Annotated in this window: 28 protein-coding genes; 15 read left to right on the top strand and 13 right to left on the bottom strand. The window is 66.6% G+C overall.

Going from position 1 to position 23,886, the window contains the following annotated elements; all coding sequences use genetic code 11:
- The first annotated feature begins 4 nt into the window (after positions 1 to 4).
- The 3 genes from CAG11_RS30690 to CAG11_RS30680 all read left to right on the top strand — a co-directional run bounded on the left by CAG11_RS30690 (position 5) and on the right by CAG11_RS30680 (position 2,463).
- Positions 5 to 889 (top strand): LysR substrate-binding domain-containing protein, encoded by an 885-nt coding sequence (locus CAG11_RS30690; protein ID WP_085600091.1) that lies wholly within the window; start codon positions 5 to 7, stop codon positions 887 to 889.
- A 140-nt stretch (positions 890 to 1,029) separates the two neighbouring features.
- Positions 1,030 to 1,839, top strand: coding sequence for a helix-turn-helix domain-containing protein (locus CAG11_RS30685; RefSeq protein WP_085600089.1), 810 nt, complete (start codon positions 1,030 to 1,032; stop codon positions 1,837 to 1,839).
- A gap of 207 nt (positions 1,840 to 2,046) precedes the next feature.
- Positions 2,047 to 2,463, top strand: a complete 417-nt coding sequence (locus CAG11_RS30680) for a hypothetical protein (RefSeq protein WP_085600087.1) — start codon at positions 2,047 to 2,049, stop codon at positions 2,461 to 2,463.
- A 9-nt stretch (positions 2,464 to 2,472) separates the two neighbouring features.
- Here the strand turns inward: CAG11_RS30680 and CAG11_RS30675 are convergent, their stop codons facing one another.
- Positions 2,473 to 2,919: a hypothetical protein gene (locus CAG11_RS30675; RefSeq protein ID WP_085600085.1), complete on the bottom strand. Its 447-nt coding sequence runs from the start codon at positions 2,917 to 2,919 to the stop codon at positions 2,473 to 2,475.
- A gap of 87 nt (positions 2,920 to 3,006) precedes the next feature.
- Positions 3,007 to 3,582: a helix-turn-helix domain-containing protein gene (locus CAG11_RS30670; protein WP_085600083.1), complete on the bottom strand. Its 576-nt coding sequence runs from the start codon at positions 3,580 to 3,582 to the stop codon at positions 3,007 to 3,009.
- Between the two features lie 154 nt (positions 3,583 to 3,736).
- Here CAG11_RS30670 and CAG11_RS30665 point away from each other — a divergent pair, with 154 nt between their 5' ends.
- The 5 genes from CAG11_RS30665 to CAG11_RS30650 all read left to right on the top strand — a co-directional run bounded on the left by CAG11_RS30665 (position 3,737) and on the right by CAG11_RS30650 (position 8,934).
- Complete coding sequence (locus CAG11_RS30665) at positions 3,737 to 4,642, top strand: DMT family transporter (RefSeq protein ID WP_085600081.1); 906 nt, start codon at positions 3,737 to 3,739, stop codon at positions 4,640 to 4,642.
- On the top strand, positions 4,633 to 4,785 hold the full coding sequence (locus CAG11_RS33900) for a hypothetical protein (RefSeq protein WP_022639787.1): 153 nt from the start codon (positions 4,633 to 4,635) through the stop codon (positions 4,783 to 4,785). Before CAG11_RS30665 ends, CAG11_RS33900 begins: the two co-directional genes overlap by 10 nt.
- Before the next feature lie 80 nt (positions 4,786 to 4,865).
- The gene (locus CAG11_RS30660; protein ID WP_053137336.1) at positions 4,866 to 5,366 is read left to right on the top strand and encodes an RNA polymerase sigma factor; all 501 of its coding nucleotides are present in this window, start codon (positions 4,866 to 4,868) and stop codon (positions 5,364 to 5,366) included.
- 40 nt (positions 5,367 to 5,406) lie between these two features.
- Positions 5,407 to 6,390: a FecR family protein gene (locus tag CAG11_RS30655; RefSeq protein WP_085600079.1), complete on the top strand. Its 984-nt coding sequence runs from the start codon at positions 5,407 to 5,409 to the stop codon at positions 6,388 to 6,390.
- Positions 6,391 to 6,486: 96 nt separating this feature from the next.
- Complete coding sequence (locus CAG11_RS30650) at positions 6,487 to 8,934, top strand: TonB-dependent receptor (RefSeq protein ID WP_085600077.1); 2,448 nt, start codon at positions 6,487 to 6,489, stop codon at positions 8,932 to 8,934.
- A gap of 173 nt (positions 8,935 to 9,107) precedes the next feature.
- Here the strand turns inward: CAG11_RS30650 and CAG11_RS30645 are convergent, their stop codons facing one another.
- Entirely contained in the window at positions 9,108 to 10,259 is a 1,152-nt protein-coding gene (locus CAG11_RS30645) for an MFS transporter (protein WP_085600075.1), read from the bottom strand.
- A 531-nt stretch (positions 10,260 to 10,790) separates the two neighbouring features.
- Here CAG11_RS30645 and CAG11_RS30640 point away from each other — a divergent pair.
- A complete protein-coding gene (locus CAG11_RS30640; RefSeq protein WP_085600073.1) occupies positions 10,791 to 11,258 on the top strand; it encodes an Lrp/AsnC family transcriptional regulator in 468 nt (155 codons plus the stop codon).
- Positions 11,259 to 11,261: 3 nt separating this feature from the next.
- Here CAG11_RS30640 and CAG11_RS30635 read toward each other — a convergent pair whose 3' ends face one another.
- Positions 11,262 to 12,152 carry a LysR family transcriptional regulator gene (locus CAG11_RS30635; RefSeq protein WP_085600071.1) on the bottom strand — a complete coding sequence of 297 codons (891 nt, stop codon included), beginning with the start codon at positions 12,150 to 12,152 and terminating at the stop codon, positions 11,262 to 11,264.
- Between the two features lie 99 nt (positions 12,153 to 12,251).
- Between CAG11_RS30635 and CAG11_RS30630 the strand changes: the two genes are divergently transcribed.
- Both CAG11_RS30630 and CAG11_RS30625 read left to right on the top strand, forming a co-directional pair.
- Complete coding sequence (locus CAG11_RS30630; RefSeq protein WP_085600069.1) at positions 12,252 to 13,250, top strand: cyclase family protein; 999 nt, start codon at positions 12,252 to 12,254, stop codon at positions 13,248 to 13,250.
- 67 nt (positions 13,251 to 13,317) lie between these two features.
- Positions 13,318 to 14,313: a hypothetical protein gene (locus CAG11_RS30625; RefSeq protein WP_085600067.1), complete on the top strand. Its 996-nt coding sequence runs from the start codon at positions 13,318 to 13,320 to the stop codon at positions 14,311 to 14,313.
- A gap of 38 nt (positions 14,314 to 14,351) precedes the next feature.
- On the opposite strand, the gene codA is transcribed toward CAG11_RS30625, so the two are convergent.
- From codA to CAG11_RS30580, 9 genes are all read right to left on the bottom strand, one after another.
- Positions 14,352 to 15,608, bottom strand: a complete 1,257-nt coding sequence (gene codA, locus CAG11_RS30620; protein ID WP_053137352.1) for a cytosine deaminase — start codon at positions 15,606 to 15,608, stop codon at positions 14,352 to 14,354.
- 138 nt (positions 15,609 to 15,746) lie between these two features.
- Complete coding sequence (locus tag CAG11_RS30615) at positions 15,747 to 16,832, bottom strand: cytosine permease (protein ID WP_085600065.1); 1,086 nt, start codon at positions 16,830 to 16,832, stop codon at positions 15,747 to 15,749.
- Positions 16,833 to 17,026: 194 nt separating this feature from the next.
- On the bottom strand, positions 17,027 to 17,224 hold the full coding sequence (locus CAG11_RS30610) for a helix-turn-helix transcriptional regulator (protein WP_022639774.1): 198 nt from the start codon (positions 17,222 to 17,224) through the stop codon (positions 17,027 to 17,029).
- Positions 17,221 to 17,595 (bottom strand): hypothetical protein, encoded by a 375-nt coding sequence (locus CAG11_RS30605; protein WP_022639773.1) that lies wholly within the window; start codon positions 17,593 to 17,595, stop codon positions 17,221 to 17,223. The genes CAG11_RS30610 and CAG11_RS30605 overlap by 4 nt, the downstream gene beginning before the upstream one ends.
- Positions 17,596 to 17,677: 82 nt before the next feature.
- Positions 17,678 to 18,301, bottom strand: a complete 624-nt coding sequence (locus CAG11_RS30600; RefSeq protein WP_085600063.1) for an NUDIX hydrolase — start codon at positions 18,299 to 18,301, stop codon at positions 17,678 to 17,680.
- A gap of 60 nt (positions 18,302 to 18,361) precedes the next feature.
- Positions 18,362 to 18,865: a nucleoside 2-deoxyribosyltransferase gene (locus tag CAG11_RS30595; protein WP_085600061.1), complete on the bottom strand. Its 504-nt coding sequence runs from the start codon at positions 18,863 to 18,865 to the stop codon at positions 18,362 to 18,364.
- A gap of 17 nt (positions 18,866 to 18,882) precedes the next feature.
- On the bottom strand, positions 18,883 to 19,347 hold the full coding sequence (locus tag CAG11_RS30590; RefSeq protein ID WP_103326047.1) for a GNAT family N-acetyltransferase: 465 nt from the start codon (positions 19,345 to 19,347) through the stop codon (positions 18,883 to 18,885).
- A 78-nt stretch (positions 19,348 to 19,425) separates the two neighbouring features.
- Positions 19,426 to 19,782 (bottom strand): 6-carboxytetrahydropterin synthase QueD, encoded by a 357-nt coding sequence (gene queD, locus CAG11_RS30585; protein ID WP_022639769.1) that lies wholly within the window; start codon positions 19,780 to 19,782, stop codon positions 19,426 to 19,428.
- Between the two features lie 126 nt (positions 19,783 to 19,908).
- Entirely contained in the window at positions 19,909 to 20,988 is a 1,080-nt protein-coding gene (locus CAG11_RS30580) for a patatin-like phospholipase family protein (RefSeq protein WP_022639768.1), read from the bottom strand.
- Between the two features lie 160 nt (positions 20,989 to 21,148).
- On the opposite strand from CAG11_RS30580, the gene CAG11_RS30575 reads away from it, so the two are divergent.
- Genes CAG11_RS30575 through CAG11_RS30560 form a run of 4 tightly spaced genes read left to right on the top strand, consistent with a single transcriptional unit; the run spans position 21,149 to position 23,749 of the window.
- Positions 21,149 to 21,457, top strand: coding sequence for a PepSY domain-containing protein (locus CAG11_RS30575; RefSeq protein ID WP_022639767.1), 309 nt, complete (start codon positions 21,149 to 21,151; stop codon positions 21,455 to 21,457).
- Positions 21,457 to 21,771 carry a PepSY domain-containing protein gene (locus CAG11_RS30570; protein WP_031320197.1) on the top strand — a complete coding sequence of 105 codons (315 nt, stop codon included), beginning with the start codon at positions 21,457 to 21,459 and terminating at the stop codon, positions 21,769 to 21,771. The genes CAG11_RS30575 and CAG11_RS30570 overlap by 1 nt, the downstream gene beginning before the upstream one ends.
- The gene (locus CAG11_RS30565; protein WP_022639765.1) at positions 21,771 to 22,439 is read left to right on the top strand and encodes a response regulator transcription factor; all 669 of its coding nucleotides are present in this window, start codon (positions 21,771 to 21,773) and stop codon (positions 22,437 to 22,439) included. The genes CAG11_RS30570 and CAG11_RS30565 overlap by 1 nt, the downstream gene beginning before the upstream one ends.
- A complete protein-coding gene (locus CAG11_RS30560; RefSeq protein WP_022639764.1) occupies positions 22,436 to 23,749 on the top strand; it encodes a sensor histidine kinase in 1,314 nt (437 codons plus the stop codon). Before CAG11_RS30565 ends, CAG11_RS30560 begins: the two co-directional genes overlap by 4 nt.
- Positions 23,750 to 23,886: the final 137 nt, after the last annotated feature.

Raw genomic sequence — 23,886 nt, 5'->3', positions numbered from 1 at the left:
TAATATGCTCAGACCTCATCTACCCCTCAATGCCCTGCGCGCCTTCGAGGCTTCCGCGCGTCACTTGAGCTTCACCCGCGCGGCCATCGAGCTGTGCGTGACCCAGGCTGCCGTCAGCCACCAGGTCAAGAGCCTGGAGGCCCAGCTCAACGTCACCCTGTTCAAGCGCCTGCCCCGGGGGCTGATGCTCACCAGCGAGGGCGAGACGCTGCTGCCGGTGCTGCGCGAATGCTTCGACCGCATCGCCCAGACCCTGGGGCGCTTCGATGGTGGCCACTATCGCGAGGTGCTGACGGTGGGGGCGGTGGGCACCTTCGCCGTGGGCTGGTTGTTGCCACGCCTGGGGGATTTCCAGGCGCGCTTTCCCTATATCGATCTACGCCTGAGCACCAACAACAACCGGGTGGACGTGGCTGCCGAGGGCCTGGACTATGCCATCCGCTTCGGCAGCGGGGCCTGGCACGGCACCGAGGCGTTGCAGTTGATGCAAGCGCCGCTGTCGGTGTTGTGCGTGCCGCAGATCGCCCGCCAGTTGCAGGTCCCGGCGGACTTGCTGGGCCAGACCCTGCTGCGTTCCTATCGCACCGATGAATGGCCGCAGTGGTTCGAGGCCGCAGGCCTCGGGAGCAATACGCTGTTGCCGCAAAGCATCGTCTTCGATTCGTCCCTGGGCATGCTCGAGGCGGCCCTGCAAGGCTTGGGCGTGGCCCTGGCGCCGCCGATGATGTTCGAGCGACAACTGGCCAGCGGCGCGATAGAGCAACCCTTTGCGGTGGGCATCGTCACCGGCAGCTACTGGCTGACCCGCCTGCAATCCCGCACGGAAACCGCGGCCATGAGCACCTTCAAGGGCTGGTTGCTGGAGCAGGTAGCTTGCCATGCCCCGTGAAGTGTCGATTGCGGCCGTCCCTGGACGTGACTCCGGGTTCAGGTTGCTTGGCCAAGTCCCGGGACCTGGGCACAATCACCGGCCTTGCCGCGCAGCACCGCATCGCTGGAGTTATTCGAAGACAAGACGCGAGGACAGGCATGTCGAGGTTCGATCCACCCCGCGAGACTGATGATCCGGACGCCATCCCGCGTCCGGTTTGCGCCTTGCGCATCTCGGCCCAGGAGGAGCGCTGGGAGCGACCCTGGCACAGCCACCGCAAGGCGCAGTTGTTGTTCCCCCTGGCCGGGGTGCTCAGTTGCGAAAGCGCCGAGGGCCTGTGGTTGGCGCCGCCGCAATGCGCCGTATGGATTCCCAGCGCGGTCGCGCACCGGGTCCAGGGGCTGGAGCATGCCCAGGGTTACTGCCTGTTCGTCGAGCCGGAACAGGCCCGGGACCTGCCCGATGCCTGCTGTACCCTGGCGGTCTCACCCTTGTTGCAGGAGCTGTTGCGCCGTTGTGCGCAGTTGCCGCAGCTCTACGACCTGGATGGTGCCCAGGGGCGATTGATGGCGGTGGCCCTGGACGAGCTGGCCGTTGCCCCACGGGAGCAGATCCACCTGCCCATGCCCCGGCATGGGCAACTGCGCCGCCTGGCCCAGCAGATTCTCGAACAGCCGCAGCAGCGCCTGAGCCTGGAGCAGTGGGGCGAGCTGATCGGTCTCAGCGAGCGCAGCCTGAGCCGCTTGATCCTGGCCGAAACCGGCCTGAGTTTCGGGCGCTGGCAGCGCCAGCTGCATATCCTGCTGGGGCTCAAGCAACTGGGGCGTGGCGATTCGGTGGAGCGGGTGGCGCTGACCCTGGGTTATGACAGCGCCAGTGCCTTCATCCGCATGTTCAAGAAGGCCGTGGGCCAGCCGCCCGGGCGTTTTTTCGCCGAGCGCCGCCAGGTCCTGGACAGCGACCTGTAATTTCGCTTCACACCCATTCCTTTAGCCGCCAAGCCTGTGAGGCTGCGCCAAGGCCCGCGGGGCCTGCGCCAGCGGCTACACGACGCGGCGGCCTGGCGGCGATCTTTGGCTGGATTGATCAATAATTTGTCGATCTTGACTGATGTGGACAGATTGTCTCTCGAAGATGATAAGCATTCTTGTTTGAAAGCCATCATGAGGTGTCCCATGTACTTCGATCACCAGCATTTTCCCCTGGTCTGGATGCGTCACGCCGCCCCCGTTCCGGGCCTTGAAACCGACCCCTTCGTGCAACTCGAGCAACTCATGGAGCGCGGCCATGCCTTCGTCTTGTTGAGCGAGGGCATGCCCGATCCGCAAGAGCGCGCCAGCGAGCAGAGCCTGGCCTTGCTCAAGCAGGGATCGTTGTGGATGAAGCGCCACAAGGCGGCGCTGCGGCGTTGGATCAAGGCGATGATCGTGGTCGCCCCGGAGCCCGAGGCCCAGGCCGGGGTCGAGGCCTTTGCCGGCAATTACGAGAAGTTCTGGGGGTATCCGCTGTTGCACTGCGCATCGCCATTGGCGGCGGCGCACCTGGCCCAGCGCCTGCTCACCCCGTCACGCAACAACCAGCACAACTGGTAGGGGCGGTTATCACTCGTGCTGGTGGCCGGGCCAGGTTTCTGTCGGGAAGTAGGCTTCCAGGCCCGGCTCCAGGTGCTCGATCCCGGCCTTGATCCAGTAGCAGGTCAGGCGCGAGTAGTTGTCCAGGTCGCCGCGCACCAGGCAGGTGGAACTGTGCCCCGGCCAGCTGAAGCGCAACACTTCGGCCTCGCCCATCACGGCCCGCTCCACCTTGCCGATGGCCGTGGTGGTCTGGCCATTGAGGGTCTTGACCAGGGTCAGGGCCTGGTTTTCGAAGCGGATCACCGCCGTGCCCGAATAAGTCGGGCCACCGTCGGGCTCCTTGCCGATGAACAGGTAATGCCCGGGCACCAGGCTGTAGTAGATATGCGGTTCGGGAGCCTGGGCGGCGTGGGCGGCCAGGCTGCCCAGCAACACCCCGAGAAGCGTGGTGACCAGGCGCGGTAGAAGTGGCATAGGGGCTCGATCCTGTAGGGAGAGGGGCATGATTCCAGACTCGACGGCACAGATAAATACCTGTGCCGTGGGACTGGGTTGCGCTGATCAGGGATGTTCCATCACCACCAGGGCCAGGGTGTCCGGTTCCAGCGCTTCGAACAGATGCGGGGTACTGGCGCTGTACTTGATGTAGTCGCCGGGCTCCAGGCGCAGCGGCTGTTCCAGCGGACCGGCCAGCGCTCGTCCGCGGCACAGCAAGACATGTTCCACCGTGCCCGGTGGATGGGCGCTGGACTGTCGAGGCCGGCCGGGCTGGGCGAGCACCCGGTACAGGTTGCGCTGCGCCCCGGGTGGGCAGTTGTCCAGCAGCGTGGCGGCATAGGGCGCATCTTCGGCGTGCACGGTCACGCCTTCGCGCGCGCGGATCACCTTCAATTGCGGGGCGGGCTGTTCCAGGAACTTGGTGACTTGCAGGCCCATGGCCATGGCCAGGGCCCACAGTGTCTCGATGCCGGGATTGCCCACCCCGCCTTCCAGTTGCGACAGGGTGGACTTCGCCACCCCGGCGCGCTTGGCCAGTTCCGAGACCGACAACCCGGCGTTCAGGCGTTCGCGCTTGATGGCGTGGGCCAGCAGGCCGATGGGGGAGAGTTCGTTCATTTCGTTCGTTTTATCGTTCATGTCGTCTATTAAATCATCCTTGAAGTGCTTGACGGGCATAATTCGCTCTGTTCATTATGCCGATCTATCGTTCGTTTTAATGAATATTGCTCGCCGTGCCCCGGAGTTTCTCATACCGGGTCGCGCCCGGGCGCCTGCCAACAGGAAGCACAGGATGCAGACCAAGACTCGCGGAACCCTGGAAATGCTCGCGGCCATGGCCATCTCCGGCACTGTGGGCTGGCTGGTGGTGGGCTCGGGACAGGCGCCCTGGGTCGTGGTGTTCTGGCGCTGTGTGTTCGGCGCCCTGGCGATGTTGCTGGCTTGCGCCGGCCTGGGCCTGTTGCGAGGCTCGCGCTTGAGCGGGCGCCAGGTGGCGCTGATCGCCCTGGGCGGTTGCGCGCTGATGCTCAACTGGGTGTTGTTGTTCAGCGCCTACAGCCAGGCGTCGATCGCCGTGGCCACCGTGGTCTACAACACCCAGCCGTTCATGCTGGTGGGCCTTGGGGCATTGCTGTTCGGTGAGCGCCTGACGCCGGGCAAGCTCGGCTGGCTGGCCCTGGCCTTCGCCGGAATGCTGTTCATCGTCGGTGCCCGGCCTGCCTCGGCAATGGTCGGCGGCGACTACCTGCTTGGCATCCTCCTGGCCCTGGGCGCGGCCTTCTTCTATGCCATCGCCGCGGCTACCACCAAGCATCTGCGCGAAGTCCCGGCGCCGTTGATCGTGCTGCTGCAGATGCTGCTCGGCATGCTGCTCAGCGCGCCTTTCGCCTTGGGTTCGCTACCAGCGCCCGCCGGCGAGGCCTGGTTCTACCTGGTGACCATCGGCGTGGTCCACACCGGCTTGATGTCGACCTTGCTCTATGGCGCCATCCAGCGGCTGTCCACGGTGCTGGTGGGGGCCCTGTCGTTTATCTATCCACTGGTGGCGGTGCTGGTGGACTGGCTGGTCTTCGGCCATCGCCTGGGTTGGCTGCAGGTCCTGGGCGGCGCGGCCATCCTGCTGGCCGCCGCCGGGCTCAATCTTGGCTGGAGCCTGCGCTTGCGCAGCGTCCGCGAAGGCCGGGCGACATGGGACTGAGCCTGCGCCTGCTGGACTTTCCCTATGCCCAGGCGTGGCAGTTGCTGCACTGCCTGGCCCACCTGCAACCGTGCCTGGGGGATTGGCTGGTGGCCGGGCAAACCCACCTGTTCGTCGAGCCGCCAAGGTTCTATAGCCGCTAGGAGGCGAGCGGTCGGCAAGTCCATTGCCGGCATTAATGCGAAGCATTACTATTCACGCCCCACCTTTCCAGCGCATCGCGATGACAGCCAAGCCGCCCCGCAGACCAGGCTTTTTCGAGCATTACGAAGAGTTGATCGGTACCTGGACCCGGCGCTTGCGCAATCGCCAGCAGGCCGAGGACCTGGCCCACGACACCTTCGTCCGGGTGCTGGAGTCCGACGCCGCCAGCGTGCAACAGCCGCGGGCCTACCTGCACCAGACCGCGCGCAATATCGCCGTGGATGCTTTTCGCCGTGAAGACCGGCGCGCCGGCCTGGAAGAACACCAGGCCCAGCTTGGTGTGTCGCCCAGCGGCGATCCCGAACATTTCATGCATGCGTTGCAGTTGGCCGCGTCCGTCGAGCGGGCCCTGGGCGAATTGCCGGTGAACTGCCGCAAGGTGTTCGTCTGGCAGAAGATCGAGGGCCTGACCCAGGCCGAGATCGCCGAGCGCCTGGGGCTGTCAAAAAACATGGTGGAAAAGTATATGATCCGCACCCTGCGGCACCTGCGCGAGCGCCTGGATGGGCCGCTGCCATGAGTCGCAAGGTTTCTTCACCCTCTGCCAAACAGGATTCCGCATGATGGACAGCCGCGCTTGTGCCTGTGGACAGGCCAAGGTTCGCGATGAGGCGGCGCAGTGGTTCGTGCGCCTGCAAGAGCCCGGGCTGAGCCAGGAGCAACAGGCGGATTTCCAGCACTGGCTGGCCGAACACCCGCAACACCACCATGAGTGGCAAGTGCTGCAGTCGTTGTGGGCCGCTGCCGAGCTGGTGCCGGCGGCACGCTTGCGGGCCCTGTGCGCCGAGCCTGCGGCTACCGGCAGGCGGCGCCCGTGGTTGCGTGTCGCCGCGGCCGCTGCGGTGCTGGCCGTGGCGGTGGCCCTGGGTACGTTCAGCGGCCTGGGCCCGACGACTTCCTATAGCGCCAGCTTCGCCACTGCCCTGGGCGAGCGGCGCTTGGTGGCCTTGCCCGACGGCTCGCAGGTCGAACTCAACAGCCGCAGCCGGCTTCAGGTCCGTTATGCCCAGGACCAGCGCCTGGTGGAACTGGAGGAGGGCGAGGCCCTGTTCAGCGTCGAGCACGACAGCGCCCGACCCTTCGTGGTGAATGCCGGCCCGGGCAAGGTCACGGTGACCGGGACCCGTTTCGACGTGCGCCGCGACCCGCAACAGACCCGGGTCGTGGTGGCCCAGGGGCGGGTCAGGGTCCAGGGCCGACAGGCTGGCGCCGATGACTTCATCACCCTGACCCCGGGCCTTGGGACCCATGTCGACGCCCAGGGCCGGGTGGCCACGGCCTACGCGGTGAATCCCGAGAATTCGACGGCCTGGCGCCACGGCAAGCTGGTGTTCGACAACGCCCGGCTGGCCGATGTGCTGGCCGAGGTCGCGCGCTACCGCCAGCAGCCGTTGCACCTGGCCAGCCCGGCGCTGGGTGAGTTGCGCCTGACCAGCGTATTCAAGTCCGATGACACCGACGCCCTGCTAAAAGCCCTGCCGAGCGTCCTGCCGGTGGCGGTACGCACCCGGGCCGACGGCAGCCAGGAAATTTTTTCCCGTTAGATTCAGGTTTTTTTTCAGTTCGTCGTCTTCTTGTCCAACGCAACTGGTTTGCATTAACAGACGCACCCTGGTGCGATCCACAGGACAGCCGCCGACGTGACAAAAATAACCGTTCTTCCTGCCGTATCACCCTTGCCCACCCGCCGCTGGCTGCCTCTGGCGCTGGCCCTGGCGGTGTCGGCCGCATTGCCCCAGGCCCAGGCCGCACAGGGCACCAATGCCATCCACATCCAGTCCCAGCCTTTGGGCCAGGCCCTGGGCCAGCTGGGTTTGCAGACTTCACTGCAACTGTTCTTCAGCCCCGAGCTGGTGGCCGGCAAGCAGGCCCCGGCGGTGGACGGCAACCTCTCCCCGGAGCAGGCCCTGGGCCAGTTGCTCCAGGGGAGTGGCCTGCAGTACCGGATCGACGGCAGCTCGGTGACCTTGAGCCCGGCCCCGGCCCCGGCTGCCGCCGGTAGCCTGCAGTTGGACTCCACCAGCATCAGCGTGGTGGGCGATTGGTTGGCCGATGCCGATGCCGAGAAAGTCCAGAACCATCCGGGGGCACGCACGGTGATCCGCCGCGAGGCCATGGTCGAGCAGGGCGCGATGAATGTCGGCGATGTGTTGCGCCGGGTGCCGGGGGTGCAGGTGCAGGACGCCAACGGTACCGGCGGCAGCGATATCGCCCTGAACGTCGGCGTGCGCGGCCTGACCTCGCGCCTGTCGCCGCGCTCCACGGTGCTGATCGACGGTGTGCCGGCGGCCTTCGCGCCCTACGGCCAGCCGCAGTTGTCCATGGCACCGATTTCCTCGGGCAACCTGGACAGCATCGATGTGGTGCGCGGCGCCGGTTCGGTACGCTACGGGCCACAGAACGTTGGCGGGGTGATCAACTTCGTGACCCGGGCCATCCCGGAGCAGGCGACCGGGGAAATCGGCACCACCCTGGAAACCTCCCAGCGTGGCGGCTGGAAGCACATCGACACGGCGTTCCTCGGCGGTACCGCCGACAACGGCCTGGGGGTGGCGCTGCTGTATTCCGGGGTCAATGGCAACGGCTACCGCGAGCGCAACAATGGCAACGACATCGACGACGTGATCCTCAAGACCCACTGGGCACCCACGGATCAGGACGATTTCTCGCTGAACCTGCATTACTACGATGCCACCGCCGACATGCCCGGCGGCTTGACCCAGAAGCAGTACGACGCCCACCCCTACGACTCCGACCGGGACTGGGACAACTTCAGTGGCCGGCGCAAGGATGTGTCGTTCAAGTACCTGCGCCAGGTGGACGACCGTACCCAGTTCGAGGTGCTGACCTACTACTCCGACAGCTTCCGTGGCAGCAACATCGCCGCCCGCGACCAGAAGACCCTGGTGTCCTACCCGCGCACCTACTACACCTTCGGCATCGAGCCCCGGGTGTCCCATGTGTTCGACCTCGGGCCCACCACCCAGGAGGTGAGTGTGGGCTACCGCTACCTGAAGGAAGGCATGCATGAGCAGGCCAGCCGCGTGGCCCTGGTGAACAACCAGCCGGTGCTGACCAAGGATGCCGATGGCCACGTCTACCAGGACCGTACCGGCGGCACCGAGGCCCATGCCTACTACATCGACGACAAGATCGACGTCGGCAACTGGACCATCACCCCGGGGATCCGCTTCGAGGACATCAGCACCCGTTGGCATGACCGGCCGGTGCCGGGCACCGATGGCGTGCGGGTCCAGGAGAAGCGCCGCAGCATCGACAGCAACGAGGCGCTGCCGGCCCTGAGCGTGATGTATCACCTGTCCGACGCCTGGAAGCTGTTCGCCAACTACGAGACCTCCTTCGGCAGCCTGCAGTACTTCCAGCTGGGCCAGGGCGGCCAAGGCGACCAGACCGCCAACGGCCTGAGCCCGGAAAAGGCCAAGACCTACGAAATCGGCACGCGCTACAACGACGATGTCTGGGGTGGCGAGGTGACCCTGTTCTACATCGACTTCGACGATGAACTGCAATACATCAGCAACGACGTGGGCTGGACCAACCTCGGCGCCACCAAGCACCAGGGTGTGGAAACCTCCATGCACTACGATCTCGCAGCCCTGGACCCACGGCTGCAAGGGCTGACCGCCAGCGCCGGCTTCACCTATACCCGGGCCAGCTACGAAGGCGAGATCCCCGGCTTCAAGGGCCGCGACCTGCCGTTCTACTCGCGCCAGGTGGCCACTCTCGGGTTGCGCTACGACATCGACCACTGGACCTACAACATCGATGCCTTCGCCCAGTCCGGGCAGCGTTCGCCAGGTACCGGGGTGAAGAGCAATGGCAGCTTCACCGGCAACTACATCACCGAGGGCAGCGCCGACGGCCAGTACGGCGACATGCCCGGTTATGTGCTGTGGAACATCCGTGGGGGCTATGACTTCGGCCCGCAGCTGTCGAACCTGAAGCTGGGCGCCGGGGTGAAGAACGTCTTCGACCGCCAGTACTACACCCGCTCCAGCGACAACAACTCGGGGATCTACGTGGGCGCGCCACGGACCTTCTTCGTCCAGGCCAGCGTCGGTTTCTGAGACGTGCCGCCGCTACTGGCTTCGTGTAGCCGCTATCGCAGGCTGCGTACGGCTGCGCAGCAGACGCTGGTGTCGTCGGCGCGTCGGGCCTGGCACGCCGGGTGCGAGGCCTGCGGGTGCTGCGCCCCTGTGCGCAGCTTCGCAGGCTCAGCAGCGGCTAGATGGCCGGGGGCTCAGACCTTGAGCACCTTGCTGCTGGCGGCCACTGCCAAGAGCGCCGCGGCGATCAGGCCGAAGGCCGCGCTCAGGCTGCTGCCATGGGCGATGAAGCCGATCACCGCCGGCCCGGCGAGGATGCCGGCGTAACCCAGGGTGGTGATGGCCGGGACGGCGATGGCCTCGGGCATGACCTTCTGCTTGCCCACCGCGGTGTACAGCACCGGCACTATGTTCGAGCATCCCGCGCCCACCAGGGCGTACCCCAGCAGCGCCGCTTCCCAGGCCGGGGCCAGGGTGGCCAGCAGCATGCCGGCCGCCGCGGTGGCACCACCGATGAAGATCACCCGACGGGCGCCCAGGCGATGGACGATGGCATCGCCGGTCAAGCGCCCGGCGGTCATGGTCAGGGCGAAGGCGGCATAACCCAGGCCGGCGTAGGCGGTATCCAGGCCGCGCTCGGCGGTGAGGAACACCGCGCTCCAGTCCAGCACCGCGCCTTCGGCCAGGAACACCACGAAGCACAGGCACCCGATGAACAGCACCACGCCGTGGGGCACGGCAAAGGCCGGTCCCGAGCTCTGGCTGCCGTAGGGCAGCATGTGCGGCGCGGACTTGGCCAGGGCCAGCAGCATCAGTGCCACCGCCGCCAGGGTCGCTCCCAGGGGCGACAAACCCAGGCCCAGCAGGGCGCTGACGCCAGCGGCGCCGACGATCCCGCCGAGGCTGAACATGCCGTGGAACCCCGACATCATGGTCTTGCCGCTGGCTCGCTCGACGATCACCGCTTGCAGGTTGACCGTGGAATCCACGGTGCCGAGCCCGGCGCCGAACATGAACAGGGCGAACATCAGCGACGGCGCCGACGCCAGGGTCGCCAGCAAGGGCAGGGCAATGCAGATCAGCAAGGTGCCGGCGGCCATCACCCGCCGGCAACCATGGCGCGCGGCCAGTGCGCCGGCAATGGGCATCGCCAGGATCGAGCCCACGCCCAGGCACAACAGCAACAGGCCCAGGGTGCCTTCGTCGAGTCCGGCCCGGCTCTTGGCGTAGGGCACCAGCGGCGCCCAGGCGGCGATGCCGAACCCGGCGATGAAATAGGCCACGCGGGTGGACATCTGTTCGAGGCGGCCGGGGGTGGCCTGGAAGTGGGTGTTGCTGGCAGTCATAAAAATCCTTGCTGGCCGGGCATTGTGCGGGGGGCGCCGCTCGTGCCGTTTCGCCGACCCTGTGTTGGTAGGGGCAGTGTCGGTGGCGTCTTCAATATTGATCAGGAGCATGGGCGAACGGACATCCAGGGCCGGCCATGGGGCGGTTGCCTGAACCGCCCACGGCGGCGGATTAGCCGGCCGCCTGCGGTCGAGCCGTTCGCTGCCGGCCGCCAGGTAGCGCAGGGCACCCCATGCGGCCGAGTCGGGGATTGTGACAAATCTGGCGAGCCAAGGTTGCAGAAATCACCAGGCCAGTCCTGCTCGCGATGGCGTCGCGGTCGATCAGCCCAGGGGCGTGGAACAGGTGCCGTGCTGCCCGGGCAACCCTTCCTCCGGACGCAGCGCAGGAGCCGGCAAGTGCTTGAAGCTGCCACCGAACCAGCTCGCAGGGCCGGAATAAACTTGCGCAGGCCGGGCGTCGGTTACGCATAATCGCGCGCCGTCGCGCAATATCATTCCACCCATGCCTGCCGTACCCGGAGCCCCATCATGACCACCAGCCTCGACGCCTACGACCTCAAGCTGCTCGCCGAGCTGCAGCGCGATGCCAGCACCGCGCAGAGCGAACTGGGGTTGCGGGTCAACCTGTCCACCGCAGCGGTCAACCGGCGCCTCAAGCGCCTGGCCGAGGAAGGGGTGATCGAACGCTATACGGCGGTGGTCGCCCCCGATGCCCTGGGCCATGAGCTGAGCATCATCGTCGAGGTGGAGGTGGAGAGTGAGCGGGTCGACCAGCTCGATGCGCTCAAGCGCAGCTTCCAGGCCTGTCCCCAGGTCCAGCAGTGCTACTACGTGGCCGGCGAGTGCGACTTCGTGCTGATCTTCTGCGTGCGCAGCATGGGCCAGTACAACCAGCTGACCCGCGAGCTGTTCTTCGACAACGCCAACGTCAAGCGCTTCAAGACCCTGGTGGCGATGAACCGGGTCAAGGTCGGGCTGGAAGTCCCCACCGCCTGAGACTCAGCCTTGCTGCAGGGCCTGGACCAGGAAGTCGACGAATACCCGGACCTTCTGCGACAGGTGCCTCTGGCTGGGATACAGGGCATAGATGTGCCGGCTGGGCAGGCTTTGTTCCGGCAACAGCCGCTGCAACTGGCCGCTGTCGAGCAGCGGTTGGGCGACGAAGCCGGGCAGGGCGCCGATGCCCAGGCCGGCCACCAGCATGTCGGCCAGCATCAGGCTGTTGTCCACCGCGAAGTGCACCGGCAGCTCCAGCCGGGTTTGCCCTTCGGGACCTTCCAGTTGCCAGCGCCCGGGGTGCTCGGCCAGGCGATAGGCCAGCCAGCGATGCCGGTGCAGGTCGGCGATGCCCACCGGCGTGCCCTGGGCCTGGAGGTAGGCCGGCGCGGCGCAGATCACCTGCTCGACCTGGCCCAGGTGGCGGGCGATCAGCGATGAGTCTTCCAGTTGGCGGCGGATCCGCAGCGACACGTCGAAACCCTCGCCCACCACATCCAGCACCTGGTCGTTGAGGGTCAGGTCCACTTGCAGTTGCGGATAGCGCTGCATGAAGGCCACCAGGATCGGCGACAGCACCTTGAGCCCGAACGACAGCGGCGCGTTGACCCGCAGGCGCCCGCCGGGCTCACTCGATCCGGCCTGGGTGGCGCGTTCCAGGGCGTCCAGTTCGTCCAGCAGGTGGCAGCACTCGGTGAAGTAGCTTTGCCCGGCTTCCGACAGGCTCATGCGCCGGGTGGTACGCAAGATCAACAAGCTGCCCAGGCGCTCTTCCAACTGCCGGACCTGCTTGCTCACCGCGGCGGTGGACTGCCCGAGGTCGGCGGCGGCGAGGCTGAAACTGGCGCGTTCCACCACCCGGCGAAAGGTGCGCATGGCCATCAGTACATCCATATTGTTTCCCTTGAGTTGAATATCTATTCACCAATCGGCTGATTATCTCTGAATAGCCGCCCAATACCATGGCCACTTCTATTTCAAAGGAGTGTTGTCATGGGTATCCGCGCAATGTCGAAAATCCTTCCCGGGGTCCTCGCCCTGTCGCTCGCCAGCGCCGCTTGCAGCGCCGCCACCGCGCAGCAGCCAGACGTGGGCATCAGCCCCTGGGGGCCGAAGGACGAGATCGGCCGCCTGAACCTGATCACCCCCGAATCGCGAGCGGCGATCATGTCCCGGGTCAGCGGCGAGCAGGCCTACGACCTGGCGGTGGACTACTTCGTCGGCATGCCCAGCTGGCAGGCCGCCGGCGATCCGCCGTACCAGATGTGGATGACCCACACCCCCCACGGCAATGTGATCGCCGACCCGATGCAGGTCGGCGAGCCGATGAACCAGCACGTCAGCTACAGCGGTTCGGCGGTGTCGATGTACGCCCACATGGGCACCCATATCGACGCCCTCAACCACTTCGGGCTCAACGGCAAGATCTGGAACGGCTTCCGCGCCGACCAACACCTGGGCGACCGGGGCTGGAACGTCACCGGGGCCGAGAAGCTGCCACCGATCATTGCCCGTGGGGTGATGATCGATGTGGCCGCGGCCAAGGGCCTGGACCAGTTGGCCGACAGCTATCGGGTGACCCGCGCCGATCTCAAGCAGGCCCTGGCCAAGCAGAAGGTGGCCCTGGAGAAGGGCGATGTGGTGTTGATCCGCACCGGGCGCATGCGTGACTACGAGAACGCCCAGGTGTACATGGCCAACCCGCCGGGCCTGAGCCTGGATGCCGCCAAGTTCCTGGTGGAAGAGGGCGGTGCCATGGTGGTGGGGGCCGACAACCTGAGCTTCGAGACCTTCCCGTCCGAGGTCGAGGGCAACTATCTGCCACTGCACACCTATCTGCTGGCGATGCAGGGCGCGCCGATCATGGAGTTGGTGAATCTCGAGGGCCTGGCCCGGGACAAGGTCTACCAGTTCGCCTTCATCGGTGCCTCGCTCAAGCTGCGGGGTGCCGATGCGGCGCCGATCCGGCCGATGGCCCTGCCGATTCGCTGATCGATCCTCTGGTACAGCCGCGGCATTGGTCGTAATGTCAGCGGCTGGTTTTTTCGGAGATGGGGCGATGGCGGCGTTCTACGATGCACGGGGCAATATCTATGGCGTGGTCTCGCCGGCGGCGTTGCGGCGCCTGGGGGTGGCCCTGCCGGGCACTGCGGCCCAGGCGGCGCGGGATCGACGGCTATGGGCCGAGCAGGCCATCGCCGCCTTGTGCGACTGGGCGCCGGGCAGCCGCCCGGCCGGAGCCAAGGCCCACCGCAGCGATGGCCTGCTGGTGGGGCCGTTCCAGGAGGCGGCGCCGTTCGACCTGCTGATCGTCAACACCGACGGCACCCTGGCCGAGCGCAGCGGCAACGGCCTGACGATCTTCTCCCAGGCCCTCACCGAGCAAGGGTTGCTGCCGGACCCGGGGCAGACTGTGTTGCAGGTCCATCACGACCAGGGCGCCGGCCTCTCGCCAGTGGCCACGGTCGTGGAGCCAGCCCAGGTGACGGGTGTGCAGGGCTTCTGGCTGGATCTCGGGCAACCGGCGTTCGGTCCCGAGGCGGTGGCGGCCCTGGGCGTCGAGGCAGTGACGTTCAATGGACGCCAACTGAGCCAGGTCAGCCCGTTGCAGGCCTTGAACCCGCAATGGGAATACAGCCAGTTCGTGCGGGTCGGCAATCCCCATTGCGTGACCCTGGTGGATGAGGCCGGCGCCTTGCCGGACAACCGGCAGATGCTTGAGTCGCCCCTGGCCGAGAGCCTGACCGCCACGGCCTTCGCCTTGCCGGTGGGCAGTGGCGAGCCGTGCCCGGCCGGGGTCAACCTGCAATGGGCGGCGCGCGAATCGGGGCAACGCATCGTGGCCCGGGTGTTCGAGCGGGGCGAGGGGCCGACGGCGTCCTCCGGCACCAGTGCCAGTGCCGTGGCCTGCGCCGCCTGGCGAGTGGGTTGGGTCAAGGCCGGCGAGGTCCAGGTGGTGATGCCGGGCGGCACCGCGCCGTTGCGCCTGGAAGAGTGCGATGGAGTGCTGCGCCGCGTGAGCCTGTTCGGCACCGCCCAGCGCATGTCCCTGTAGCCGTCGTCGAGTTGGCGAGGCTGCGCCGCGGCCCTGGGCTACAGCGGGGTGTCCTGCAACTGCACCTGGGCCATCTGGCGTTGCATCAGCACCTTGCCGTGGCGGATCGAATACAGCGGCAGGCCCTGGCTGCGGAGCATTTCGTAGTCGCTGTCGGCGGACAGGATCAGCAGGTTCGCCGGGCGTCCCTCCTCCAGGCCGTAGCCATCGCCCAGGGCCAGGGCCTTGGCGCTGTTGTCGGTGACCAGGTCCAGGGCGCCTTGCAGGTTGCTGTAACCGAGCATGTGGCAGATGTGCAAACCGGCTTCCAGCACCCGCAGGATGTTGCCGTTGCCCAGGGGATACCAGGGGTCGACGATGGAGTCCTGGCCGAAGCAGACGTTCATGCCCGCATCCAGCAGCTCCTTGACCCGGGTGACCCCGCGGCGCTTGGGAAAGGTGTCGAAGCGGCCCTGCAGGTGGATGCTCTCGGTCGGGCAGGAGACGAAGCTGATCCCGGAATGCCCCAGCAAGCGGAACAGCTTGGCGCAGTAGGCGTTGTCGTAGGAACCCATGGCCGTGGTGTGGCTGGCGGTGACCCGCGAGCCCATGTCGCGGCTGCGAGCCTCTTCGGCCAGCACCTCGAGAAAGCGCGAGTGCGGGTCATCGGTCTCGTCGCAATGCACGTCCACCAGGCAGCCGGTGCGTTCGGCCAGGTCCATGAGGAACTTCACCGAACTCACGCCCTGGTCGCGGGTGTATTCGAAATGCGGGATGCCGCCCACCACGTCGGCCCCCAGGGCAATGGCTTGCTCCATCAGTTGGCGGCCATTGCGAAACGACTCGATGCCTTCCTGGGGAAAGGCGACGATCTGCAAGTCCACCAGGTGCCGGGCCTGCTCGCGGACTTCGAGCATGGCCTTGAGCGCGGTCAGGTCGGGGTCGGTGACATCGACATGGGTACGCACCTGCTGGATGCCATGGGCGGCCAGGGCGCGCAGGGTCTTGTGGGCCCGGGTGCGGGTGTCTTCGGCGGTGATGCTGGCCTTGCGCTCCCCCCAGCACTCGATGCCTTCGAACAGCGTGCCGCTCATGTTCCAGCGTGGCTCGCCGGCGGTGAGGGTGGCGTCCAGGTGGATATGTGGCTCGACGAAAGGCGGTACCACCAGGTTGCCGCCGGCATCCAGGTGCTCCGGGCCGTGGGCCGGCACCGGAGGCTGCTGCTCCTGGGGCAGGATGCGGGCGATGCGCCCGTGTTCCAGGTGCAGTTGGTGCAGGCCTTCACGGTGGCGCAGGCGGGCGTTGGTGATCAGCATCGGGGTGGTTCCTCGGAGCGGTCGGAAAGGTTGCCGCCGGATCCGGGCCCTGGCCCTGGTCCGGCGGTCATGTTCTGGATGAGGCCATGATAGACCTGCGGCGCAGCGGATAGACAACAGCGCTGGGTGGCTGTCGGGTCAAGCCGTGTCGGCGGCGATCGGCGCGCGCCCGCCCAGGAGCGTCCTGAACAGGATGTAGCCCAGGCTGGCGACACCGATGCCCACCAGCGGCGCGACCCACGGCGAGCAGAACGCGGCCAGGGTGCCGAGGCCATAGGCCCCGAGGCCCGGCCAGTTCCAGACCGGCAGCTGGCTCTGGGCCAGGCGCGGGTAGCGACCGCGCCAACGATAGAAGAAGTCGGCCATGATCACTCCGCCAATCGGCGGGATCACCGTGCCCAGCAGGATCAGGTAGGGCACCAGCAGGTCGTACATGCCGAGCATCGCCAGCAGGGTACCGATCACGGCACCGACCAGGGTCACGGTCTTGCGTCGGTCGGTGCGCAGCAGGTTGCAGCCGGCCACCGCGAAGTTGTAGATGGTGTTGTCCTGGGTGCTCCAGATATTCAGCAGCAACATGGCCATGGCGGCCATGGCAAAGCCCTGCAGCAGCAGGACTTCGACCACGTCCGGCTGCTGGTAGACGATGGCGCCATAGGCGCCGATCAGCACCATCAGGCCGTTGCCGATGAAGAAGCCGATCAGGCTGGCGCTGATGGCGACCTTGGCCGAGCGCGAGAACCGGGTCCAGTTGGTGGCCTGGGTCGCGCCGCTGACGAAGGTGCCGAACACCAGGGTGATGGCGGTGGACAGGTCCAGTGCGCCGCTGGGTTGCCGTGCCAGCAGGCCGTCGAGCCCGCCGACCTGCTCGGTGGCGGTGCCCCAGGCATACCAGCCGATCTGGGTGAAGCCCAGGATCAGGTCGCTGAGCTTGCTGCCTCGCTCGCCGAAGCAGAAGCGCCCCATCAAGGCGGAGTTGAGCCCACTGCTGAAGGCGATGTAGCCCAGGATTGCGGCGTACAGCCCCAGCAGCAGGTTGCCGAGGACGATCACCGCCAAGAGGGTGGGGAAGTCGTAGGCCACGCCCAGCTTGCCGCCGGCGAACATGGTCGCGGTGAAGAAGGTGAAGCCCAGCAGCACCATGGCCATCGAGGCCAGGCCCTTGCGGGCATGCTGCGGGACTTCGCTCAAGGGGTAGTCGTTGCCGGGTGCGTGCTGGGTCATGGCCTGTCCCTGGTTTGATTGGCGCGACGCGGTGTTGCAGGTGCCGTGCCATTCTCGACGGCCATGGCTGGACGCCGCCGCTGGAGCCGGGGCGCTCCAGCAGTTATAGCCAATCCCCGGGTAAAGACGTTGAAGCACGCTGGGGTAAAACGGTGCGCAGCCCGGCGCAACAGGCCAGGGCGCACCGATAGAGGTCAGTCCGGGTCCGGGCTGAAAATATCTTCGATGGGCATCTGGAAAGCCCGCGCGATCTTGAAGGCCAGGGGCAGGCTGGGGTCGTAGCGGCCGGTCTCGATGGCGTTCACCGTCTGGCGCGACACCTCGAGCCGGGTGGCCAGCTCGGCCTGGGACCAGCCTTGCCGGGTGCGCAGTTCGCGTACCTGGTTGTTCATTGGTAGCGCCGCATGCCGACCACCGTGGCCAGGGCCCAGATCAGGCCCATCAGCGGCCACACGTAGAACATCGACAACCTGGGCAGGCCGACGGTCTCCAGGAAGCCGTAGCTGAAGGTGATCAGCGCGGTGCAGACGAAGGACAAGGCCAGGGCCTCGAGCTGGACGCGCCGGACCATTTCGTCCAGGCGCCGCAACTGCCGGACCACCGCCAGGGCCATGGCGATCATCGGCACTACCGGTACCAGGGCCAGGGCGATCTTGCCCGGGCCCGATGCCATGCCTTCCAGCCAATGGCTGCTGAGCACCACGCAGGCGATATAGGCCAGCAGGGTCAAGGTGAATTCCACGAGGTAACGCTTGGCGCCCATGGGCGATCTCCTGATGTAAAGTGAGCTTTACATTAGGTGGAACGACACACCGGTGTCAAGCTCACTTTACATCGGCTGGTGCTCAGTCGAATTGCACTCGCGCGGTCTTGCCCTGGTGGAAGTCGAACGCTTCGTGGATGTCCCGCTCCACGGTGCGCCCCTGGGATAGCGGCGGCAGTTGGTCCAGGGCAAAGAAGCCGGCCTCGCTGGCCTCGCTACCGGCCACCGGTGCCCGGCGCTGTTGCCGGTCGCAGAGGAAATACAGCTTGTAGAAATCGCGATGGTCGGCCTTGTAGGGGCCCTTGGCCTTGTGCCGGATGCTGTACAGGCCGCGTACGGCCACCTCGATCCCGGCCTCTTCGTGGATTTCCTTGATCACGTTCTCGCTGGCCGACAGACCGACATCGGCAAAGCCGCCGGGCAAGGCCCAGAGACCGTCGGTCGTCTCCCGTACCAGGAGGATCTTGTGGTCCTCGATCAGTGCGCCGCGCACTTCCACCATGGGCGTCGAATAGCGCTGGGCGAAGTCCGATACCAGTTCGGTGATGCGTTCCAGCGGCACGTTGCCCAGCTGCGCGAGCATCTGGTGGGCGATCTCGGCGACTTCCCGGTAGCGCTCGCGATCGTGGGCATCCTTGCAGAAATGCAGGCCGGTGGAGGCGATGGCCTGCAGGCGTTTGGCGTGGGTCAGCCAGCTGCTTTCCATGGGAGGGCTCCTGCGACTTCAAGGCGAAGAGAGTTGTTTTAGACCGTCATGGCCCAGGGATCAAGCCGGGGTTGTACGCGCCAGCCATTGCCCGAGTTCGCTGATCGCGGACTGCACCGTGGTGCTCAGGCCGCTCCAGGTGCAGGCCAGCATCAGGTTGCGCGGCAGCTCGAAGTCCTCCACCAGCAGGCCCTGGGCATCCCGGCCGCAGGCGTCGTGGGGCACTTGCTGGCGCAGGGTGGCGGGACCGCTGAAGTAGGCCCACACCGGCTTGCCCAGGGCGATGGCCGCGCCGACTTCGAAGGCGGTGCCGGAGTCGGGCTCCAGGCCGCGAAAATCGTTGAGGTTGGCCAGCAGCGCCGTGCAGTCGCGGATCATCTGCAGGTTCTGCCGGCAGATCCATTGCGCGGTGGCCGCCGGCGACAGCTCTGGCGGTGCCTGGTGGTCCAGGGGAAACAGCCCGTGCAGGCCCTGGGCCTGGCACAGCCGTTTGAGGTACTCGCCATGGTCCTGCGCATCGGCGCGGAACACATCGAAGCCTGCGAGGTAGATACGTGGCGGCATGGGAACTCCTGTGCGGTTCAGTCCAGCGGTTTGCTCATGTACACCCGGTGCAGCCCGTTCTCCACCGCGCGGTGGGTTTCCACGTAGCCATGGCGGCCGTAGAGGGCGATGTTCTCGGTCATCGCCTGGTTGGTGTAGAGGCGCACGCAACTGTGACCGGCGGCCAGGGCCTGTCGTTCGGCAAAGGCCAGCAGCTGGCGGCCATGACCACGGCCCTGGGCCTCGGGGCTGACTGCCAGGTTGTCCAGCAGCAGGGCTTCCTGGGCATCGAGCAGGACGACGAAGCCGGCGATCGCATCTTGCTCCTCCAGGACCCAGACCTGCCGGGCCAGTACCAGGCAGGAATAGTCCTCGAGCATGGGCGCCGGTTCCCGGCCGAGCCGCGCGATATAGGGCGCATAGGCGTTCTTGGCGATGCGTTCGATGGCGGCCAGGTCAGGTGGCGCGGCGGGGCGGATGGTCGGTGGTGGGGTCGAGGGCATGGCGCGAATGCTCGGGAGGCGGGAGTGGGGCAAGCATAGGCATGAAAAAACCACCCCGTGGGGTGGTTTCAGGTCGGCTCATTCGCCGCGATAGATGCAACCGCTGGTGCAGGTCTCGTGGATGCGGATCGCGCTGAGTTCCGGCAGCAGGGGCTTGAGCTCGTTCCAGATCCACTTGGCGAGGACTTCGCTGGTGGGGTTTTCCAGGCCCGGGATATCGTTCAGGTAGTTGTGGTCCAGGCGCTCGTACAGCGGCTTGAAGATGGCCTTGATTTCCGAGAAGTCGCGAATCCAGCCGGTATGCGGATCGACCTCGCCGCTCAAGTGGATCGCCACCTTGAACGAGTGGCCATGGAGGCGGCCGCACTTGTGGCCTTCAGGCACGAAAGGCAGGCGGTGGGCGGATTCGAAGGTAAATTCTTTGAAGATTTCCACGGTATCGGTCAGCTCTGTCGGATGGCATCGCCCTGGGGCGAATTGAGGCAGTCGGCGAGTTTATCAGCTTGCCCCCGGTTACGGAAAAACCCTGATCAAAGGGTTTTGCCGCAGCGATGCCGGGTATCAGAGGCTCTGCAGGCGCTCGCCCAGCCGACCCTGGCTGGCCAGTTCGAGGAACTCGTCGCCCAGGCGCCGGCTTTCATCCATGGCGCTGCGCCAGTATTTCTGCCGGCTGGCGTCGTCGCCCATGAAGCGCTTGAAGTCGTTGCGGTCCGGCAGCTTGCCGTAGGGCAGGCGCGCCAGGTATTCCCGCGATGGCGCCAGCAGCAGGACATCGCGCAGGCGCTCGGGGCTGGCCCGGCGCCAGGGCAGGGTCTTGTCGAACCAGCCGGGGATCACCCGGTCGGTGAAGTGTGGATAGAGCACGATGTCGCTGCCGCTGTAGGGCAGGTCCAGGTGGTAGTCCAGCAGGCCGCCGTCGCGGAAGGTACCGGCACCGGCGCCGGGTAGCTCGCGCACGCCCTGCATGACCATGGGGATCGAGCCCGAGGCCAGCAGCGCCTGGCGCAGGTTGCCGCGATCCAAGGGGACGAAGCGCGAGGGGAAGTCTTCCAGGGCATGCAGCGGCGGGGCCAGGCGCGGGTCGTGCAGCACCAGGCGCTCGAAGTGCCGTGACAGCCGCGCGCGGCCGCGCAGGTTGTCGGCGATCACCGAGGACAAGCCCAGGCCCAGGCGTCCGCGATGGTCATCGGCGAGCAGGCCGTGGCTCTTGACCACCATGATGTTCAGTCGGTAGTGGGGATTGTCGAGGATGCTGGCATCGCGGCCTTCGAGCAGGTCGTCGAGCATCTGCCGCGAGCTCTGGCTGATCTGCGCCATGGTCACGCCCTTGGCGAAGCTCTGGGCGTTGTACAACTGGCCCAGGCGGCGGATGCCTGCGGCGGCATCGGGCAGGCAGGCGCTGGCGAACCGCCAGGAACCCACCGAGGCGCCGATCAGCGAACGTTCGCGGGGCACCCCGGGCAACCATTCGCCGAACAGCGCCAGGTCCAGGCCCTGGATGCCCAGGGCCTTGGGACCGCCGGCAGCGCCGGGCAAGGTGCCGACTTCACCGGCGTGCAGGCCCTGGCGGCGGATGCGCGCCAAGGCGCGCGGGCCGGCCTTGAGGGTCAGGGCGGCGAACTTGATGTGGATGGCGGTCATACCGGGCTCGTTGTCGAATCAGTCGCCGAGTATAGAGAACCCTGCCCGTGGGGGCCGAATGAAAGTTCTGTCAGGGCGCTGCGGCAGATTCAGCTTCAATTAAGTTGCCCCGGGTATCGTGGACAACATTGGCCATTGGCCACTGCCTTGGAGACCTGCCATGAAGACCCTGACCGCCCTGTTCGCCACCACCCTGATCGCCCTCACCGCGAGCCTGGCCCATGCCCGCGACCTGGGCCCCGACGAAGCCCTGCGCCTGCGCGACGCTGGTACCATTGCCTCCTTTGAAAAACTCAATGCCATGGCCCTGTCCCGGCATCCTGGGGCGAGCATCAGCGAAACCGAGCTGGAAGAGGAGTACGGCAAGTACATCTACCAGGTCGAGCTGCGCGACCCGCAGGGGCTGGAGTGGGACCTGGAACTGGACGCCGTGAGCGGCCAGGTACTCAAGGATCATCAGGACACGTAATGAATCGGAGATTGCCCCTCGGCAGCCGGCTGGCCCTGGCGCTGTTGTTGTTCTGCTCGCTGGCGGTGGCCCGCGACCTGGACCAGGACGAGGCCCTGCGCCTGCGCCAGCGAGGGGTGATCCTGCCCCTGGAGCAGCTGCTGCAACAAGCCATGGACCGTTATCCCGGGGCCAAGCTGCTGGAGGCCGAACTGGAAGAAAAACACGACGTATACATCTATGAAGTCGAGTTGCTGACCGTGGACGGCGTGGTCCGCGAGCTGGACCTGGAGGCCGCCACCGGGCGCCTGTTGAAAGACGAGGAAGACGACTGATGCGCCTGCTGCTGGTGGAAGACCATGTATCCCTGGCCGACGAGTTGCTCGAGGGCCTGAACCGCCAGGGCTACGCCGTGGACTGGCTGGCCGATGGCCGCGATGCCCTGTACCAGGGGGCCAGCGAACCCTATGACCTGATCATCCTCGACCTGGGCCTGCCCGGGGTGCCGGGCCTGGACGTGCTGCGCCAATGGCGTGCCGAAGGCCTGGCCACCCCGGTGCTGATCCTCACGGCCCGGGGCTCCTGGGCCGAGCGTATCGAAGGGCTCAAGGCCGGCGCCGACGATTACCTGAGCAAGCCGTTCCATCCCGAAGAACTGCACCTGCGGGTCCAGGCCTTGTTGCGCCGGTCCCATGGCCAGGCCAACCAGCAGACCCTGCAGGCCGCCGGCTTGCACCTGGACGAAGGCCGCCAGTGCGTGGTGCGCGATGGCCAGGACGTGCAGCTGACCGCGGCGGAATTCCGCTTGCTGCGCTACTTCATGCTGCATCCGCAGCAGATCCTCTCCAAAAGCCACCTGGCCGAACACCTCTATGACGGCGAGACCGAGCGCGATTCCAACGTGCTGGAAGTCCACGTCAACCATTTGCGCCGCAAACTGGGGCGCAGCGTCATCGAAACCCGTCGGGGCCAGGGCTACCTGTTCGGCGGGGCGGCCTCGTGAGGTCGATCCAGCGCCGCCTGAGCCTGGGCCTGGTGGGGGTGATGCTGGTGGTCGGGCTGGCGCTGGCGCAGACCAGCTTGTGGTTGTTCGAGGTGGGCCTGCAACGCTACCTGGAGGCTGGCCTGCGCAACGCCAGCGAAAGCCTGCTGCTGGCCCTGGTTCGCGGTCCGCAAGGTTTGCAGCTGGATGAGCGGCGGCTGTCGGCGGCCTACCAGCGGCCGTTCTCCGGGCATTACTTTCGTATCGACTTCGCCAACGTGCACTGGCGCTCCCGCTCGCTGTGGGACCAGGACCTGCCGCAATTGGAGCAGGCCGGGCTGCAAGGCAACCTGCAACTGGGCCCCGAGGGCCAGCAACTGCTGGTGCTGCGCAGCGATTACAAGCGCTTCGGCCAGGCCATCAGCATCAGCGTGGCCCAGGACTACACCCCGGTGCGCGAGAGCTTCCAGCGCATGCGCCAGATCGGCCTCGGGCTGGGCCTGGCGGGGCTGTTGCTGATTCTGCTGCTGCAGCGCCTGACCGTGCGCCGGGCCTTGCGTCCGTTGGAGACGGCCCGCGAGCAGATCGCCCAGCTGCAACTGGGCCAGCGCTCCCAGCTCGATGCCCAGGTACCGGTTGAGCTGGAGCCGCTGGTGGCCCAGGTCAACCATTTGCTGGCGCACACCGAAGACAGTCTCAAGCGTTCGCGCAATGCCCTGGGCAACCTCGGGCACGCCCTGAAGACGCCCCTGGCGGTGCTGCTGAGCCTGGCCTCGGGGCCGAAGCTGGCGGGCCAGCCGCAGGTGCGGCAGATTCTTCTGGAGCAGCTGGAACAGGTGCAGTCGCGGCTCAACCGCGAATTGAACCGGGCGCGGCTGGCCGGCGATGCGCTACCCGGCGCGCTGTTCGAGTGCGATGCCGAGTTGCCGGGGCTGCTGGCGACCTTGAACATGATCCATGGCGAGCACCTGGAGCTCAGCTACCACGCGGCGCCGGGGCTGCGCCTGCCCTGGGATCGCGAGGACCTGCTGGAGCTGCTGGGCAACCTGCTGGACAACGCCTGCAAGTGGGCGGATGCGCAAGTGCGGCTGCAGGTCGAGGAGGGTGCCGCGGGCTTTTGCCTGGCGGTGGACGACGATGGCCCGGGGATTCCGGAGCAGCGCCGGGATGAAGTATTCAGCCGTGGCGCCCGGTTGGATGAACAGACCGACGGCCACGGCCTGGGCCTGGGCATAGTGCGCGATATCGTCGAGGCCTGGGGCGGCCGCCTGAGCCTTGGGCAAAGCCCCCTGGGCGGCCTGCGGGTAGAGATCGAGTTGCCCCGGCGCTGAGCTTGCAGGGGCCACTTTGCGCTGCTGCCGGATGCCGGGCTGGCGGCGTCGCGGCGGTCGAAGGCGGCGATCGACTCCGAAGAGGACGTCGCCTTCGATGGCACCGAAGGCCCTGTGCGCTTTATCGCGGCCTCGGC

It is taken from the genome of Pseudomonas sp. B6(2017), assembly GCF_002112765.1.
In the GTDB taxonomy this organism is placed as follows: Bacteria; Pseudomonadota; Gammaproteobacteria; order Pseudomonadales; family Pseudomonadaceae; genus Aquipseudomonas; species Aquipseudomonas piscis.
This window is presented reverse-complemented; position numbering and strand designations above follow the sequence as displayed.

Bases quoted from the DNA above. Each gene is read 5' to 3' on its own strand.
- CAG11_RS30680 (WP_085600087.1), top strand. From the start codon at position 2,047: ATGTACTTCGATCACCAGCATTTTCCCCTGGTCTGGATGCGTCACGCC.
- CAG11_RS30690 (WP_085600091.1), top strand. From the start codon at position 5: ATGCTCAGACCTCATCTACCCCTCAATGCCCTGCGCGCCTTCGAGGCT.
- CAG11_RS30635 (WP_085600071.1), bottom strand. From the start codon at position 12,152: ATGGATGTACTGATGGCCATGCGCACCTTTCGCCGGGTGGTGGAACGC.
- CAG11_RS30570 (WP_031320197.1), top strand. From the start codon at position 21,457: ATGAATCGGAGATTGCCCCTCGGCAGCCGGCTGGCCCTGGCGCTGTTG.
- CAG11_RS30615 (WP_085600065.1), bottom strand. From the start codon at position 16,832: ATGACCCAGCACGCACCCGGCAACGACTACCCCTTGAGCGAAGTCCCG.
- CAG11_RS30630 (WP_085600069.1), top strand. From the start codon at position 12,252: ATGGGTATCCGCGCAATGTCGAAAATCCTTCCCGGGGTCCTCGCCCTG.
- CAG11_RS30600 (WP_085600063.1), bottom strand. From the start codon at position 18,301: ATGGAAAGCAGCTGGCTGACCCACGCCAAACGCCTGCAGGCCATCGCC.
- CAG11_RS30670 (WP_085600083.1), bottom strand. From the start codon at position 3,582: ATGAACGATAAAACGAACGAAATGAACGAACTCTCCCCCATCGGCCTG.
- CAG11_RS30595 (WP_085600061.1), bottom strand. From the start codon at position 18,865: ATGCCGCCACGTATCTACCTCGCAGGCTTCGATGTGTTCCGCGCCGAT.
- CAG11_RS30575 (WP_022639767.1), top strand. From the start codon at position 21,149: ATGAAGACCCTGACCGCCCTGTTCGCCACCACCCTGATCGCCCTCACC.
- codA (WP_053137352.1), bottom strand. From the start codon at position 15,608: ATGCTGATCACCAACGCCCGCCTGCGCCACCGTGAAGGCCTGCACCAA.
- CAG11_RS30610 (WP_022639774.1), bottom strand. From the start codon at position 17,224: ATGAACAACCAGGTACGCGAACTGCGCACCCGGCAAGGCTGGTCCCAG.
- CAG11_RS30640 (WP_085600073.1), top strand. From the start codon at position 10,791: ATGACCACCAGCCTCGACGCCTACGACCTCAAGCTGCTCGCCGAGCTG.
- CAG11_RS30605 (WP_022639773.1), bottom strand. From the start codon at position 17,595: ATGGGCGCCAAGCGTTACCTCGTGGAATTCACCTTGACCCTGCTGGCC.
- CAG11_RS30675 (WP_085600085.1), bottom strand. From the start codon at position 2,919: ATGCCACTTCTACCGCGCCTGGTCACCACGCTTCTCGGGGTGTTGCTG.
- CAG11_RS30625 (WP_085600067.1), top strand. From the start codon at position 13,318: ATGGCGGCGTTCTACGATGCACGGGGCAATATCTATGGCGTGGTCTCG.
- CAG11_RS30685 (WP_085600089.1), top strand. From the start codon at position 1,030: ATGTCGAGGTTCGATCCACCCCGCGAGACTGATGATCCGGACGCCATC.
- CAG11_RS30565 (WP_022639765.1), top strand. From the start codon at position 21,771: ATGCGCCTGCTGCTGGTGGAAGACCATGTATCCCTGGCCGACGAGTTG.
- CAG11_RS30665 (WP_085600081.1), top strand. From the start codon at position 3,737: ATGCAGACCAAGACTCGCGGAACCCTGGAAATGCTCGCGGCCATGGCC.
- CAG11_RS30655 (WP_085600079.1), top strand. From the start codon at position 5,407: ATGATGGACAGCCGCGCTTGTGCCTGTGGACAGGCCAAGGTTCGCGAT.
- CAG11_RS30660 (WP_053137336.1), top strand. From the start codon at position 4,866: ATGACAGCCAAGCCGCCCCGCAGACCAGGCTTTTTCGAGCATTACGAA.
- CAG11_RS30645 (WP_085600075.1), bottom strand. From the start codon at position 10,259: ATGACTGCCAGCAACACCCACTTCCAGGCCACCCCCGGCCGCCTCGAA.
- CAG11_RS33900 (WP_022639787.1), top strand. From the start codon at position 4,633: ATGGGACTGAGCCTGCGCCTGCTGGACTTTCCCTATGCCCAGGCGTGG.
- CAG11_RS30590 (WP_103326047.1), bottom strand. From the start codon at position 19,347: ATGCCCTCGACCCCACCACCGACCATCCGCCCCGCCGCGCCACCTGAC.
- CAG11_RS30580 (WP_022639768.1), bottom strand. From the start codon at position 20,988: ATGACCGCCATCCACATCAAGTTCGCCGCCCTGACCCTCAAGGCCGGC.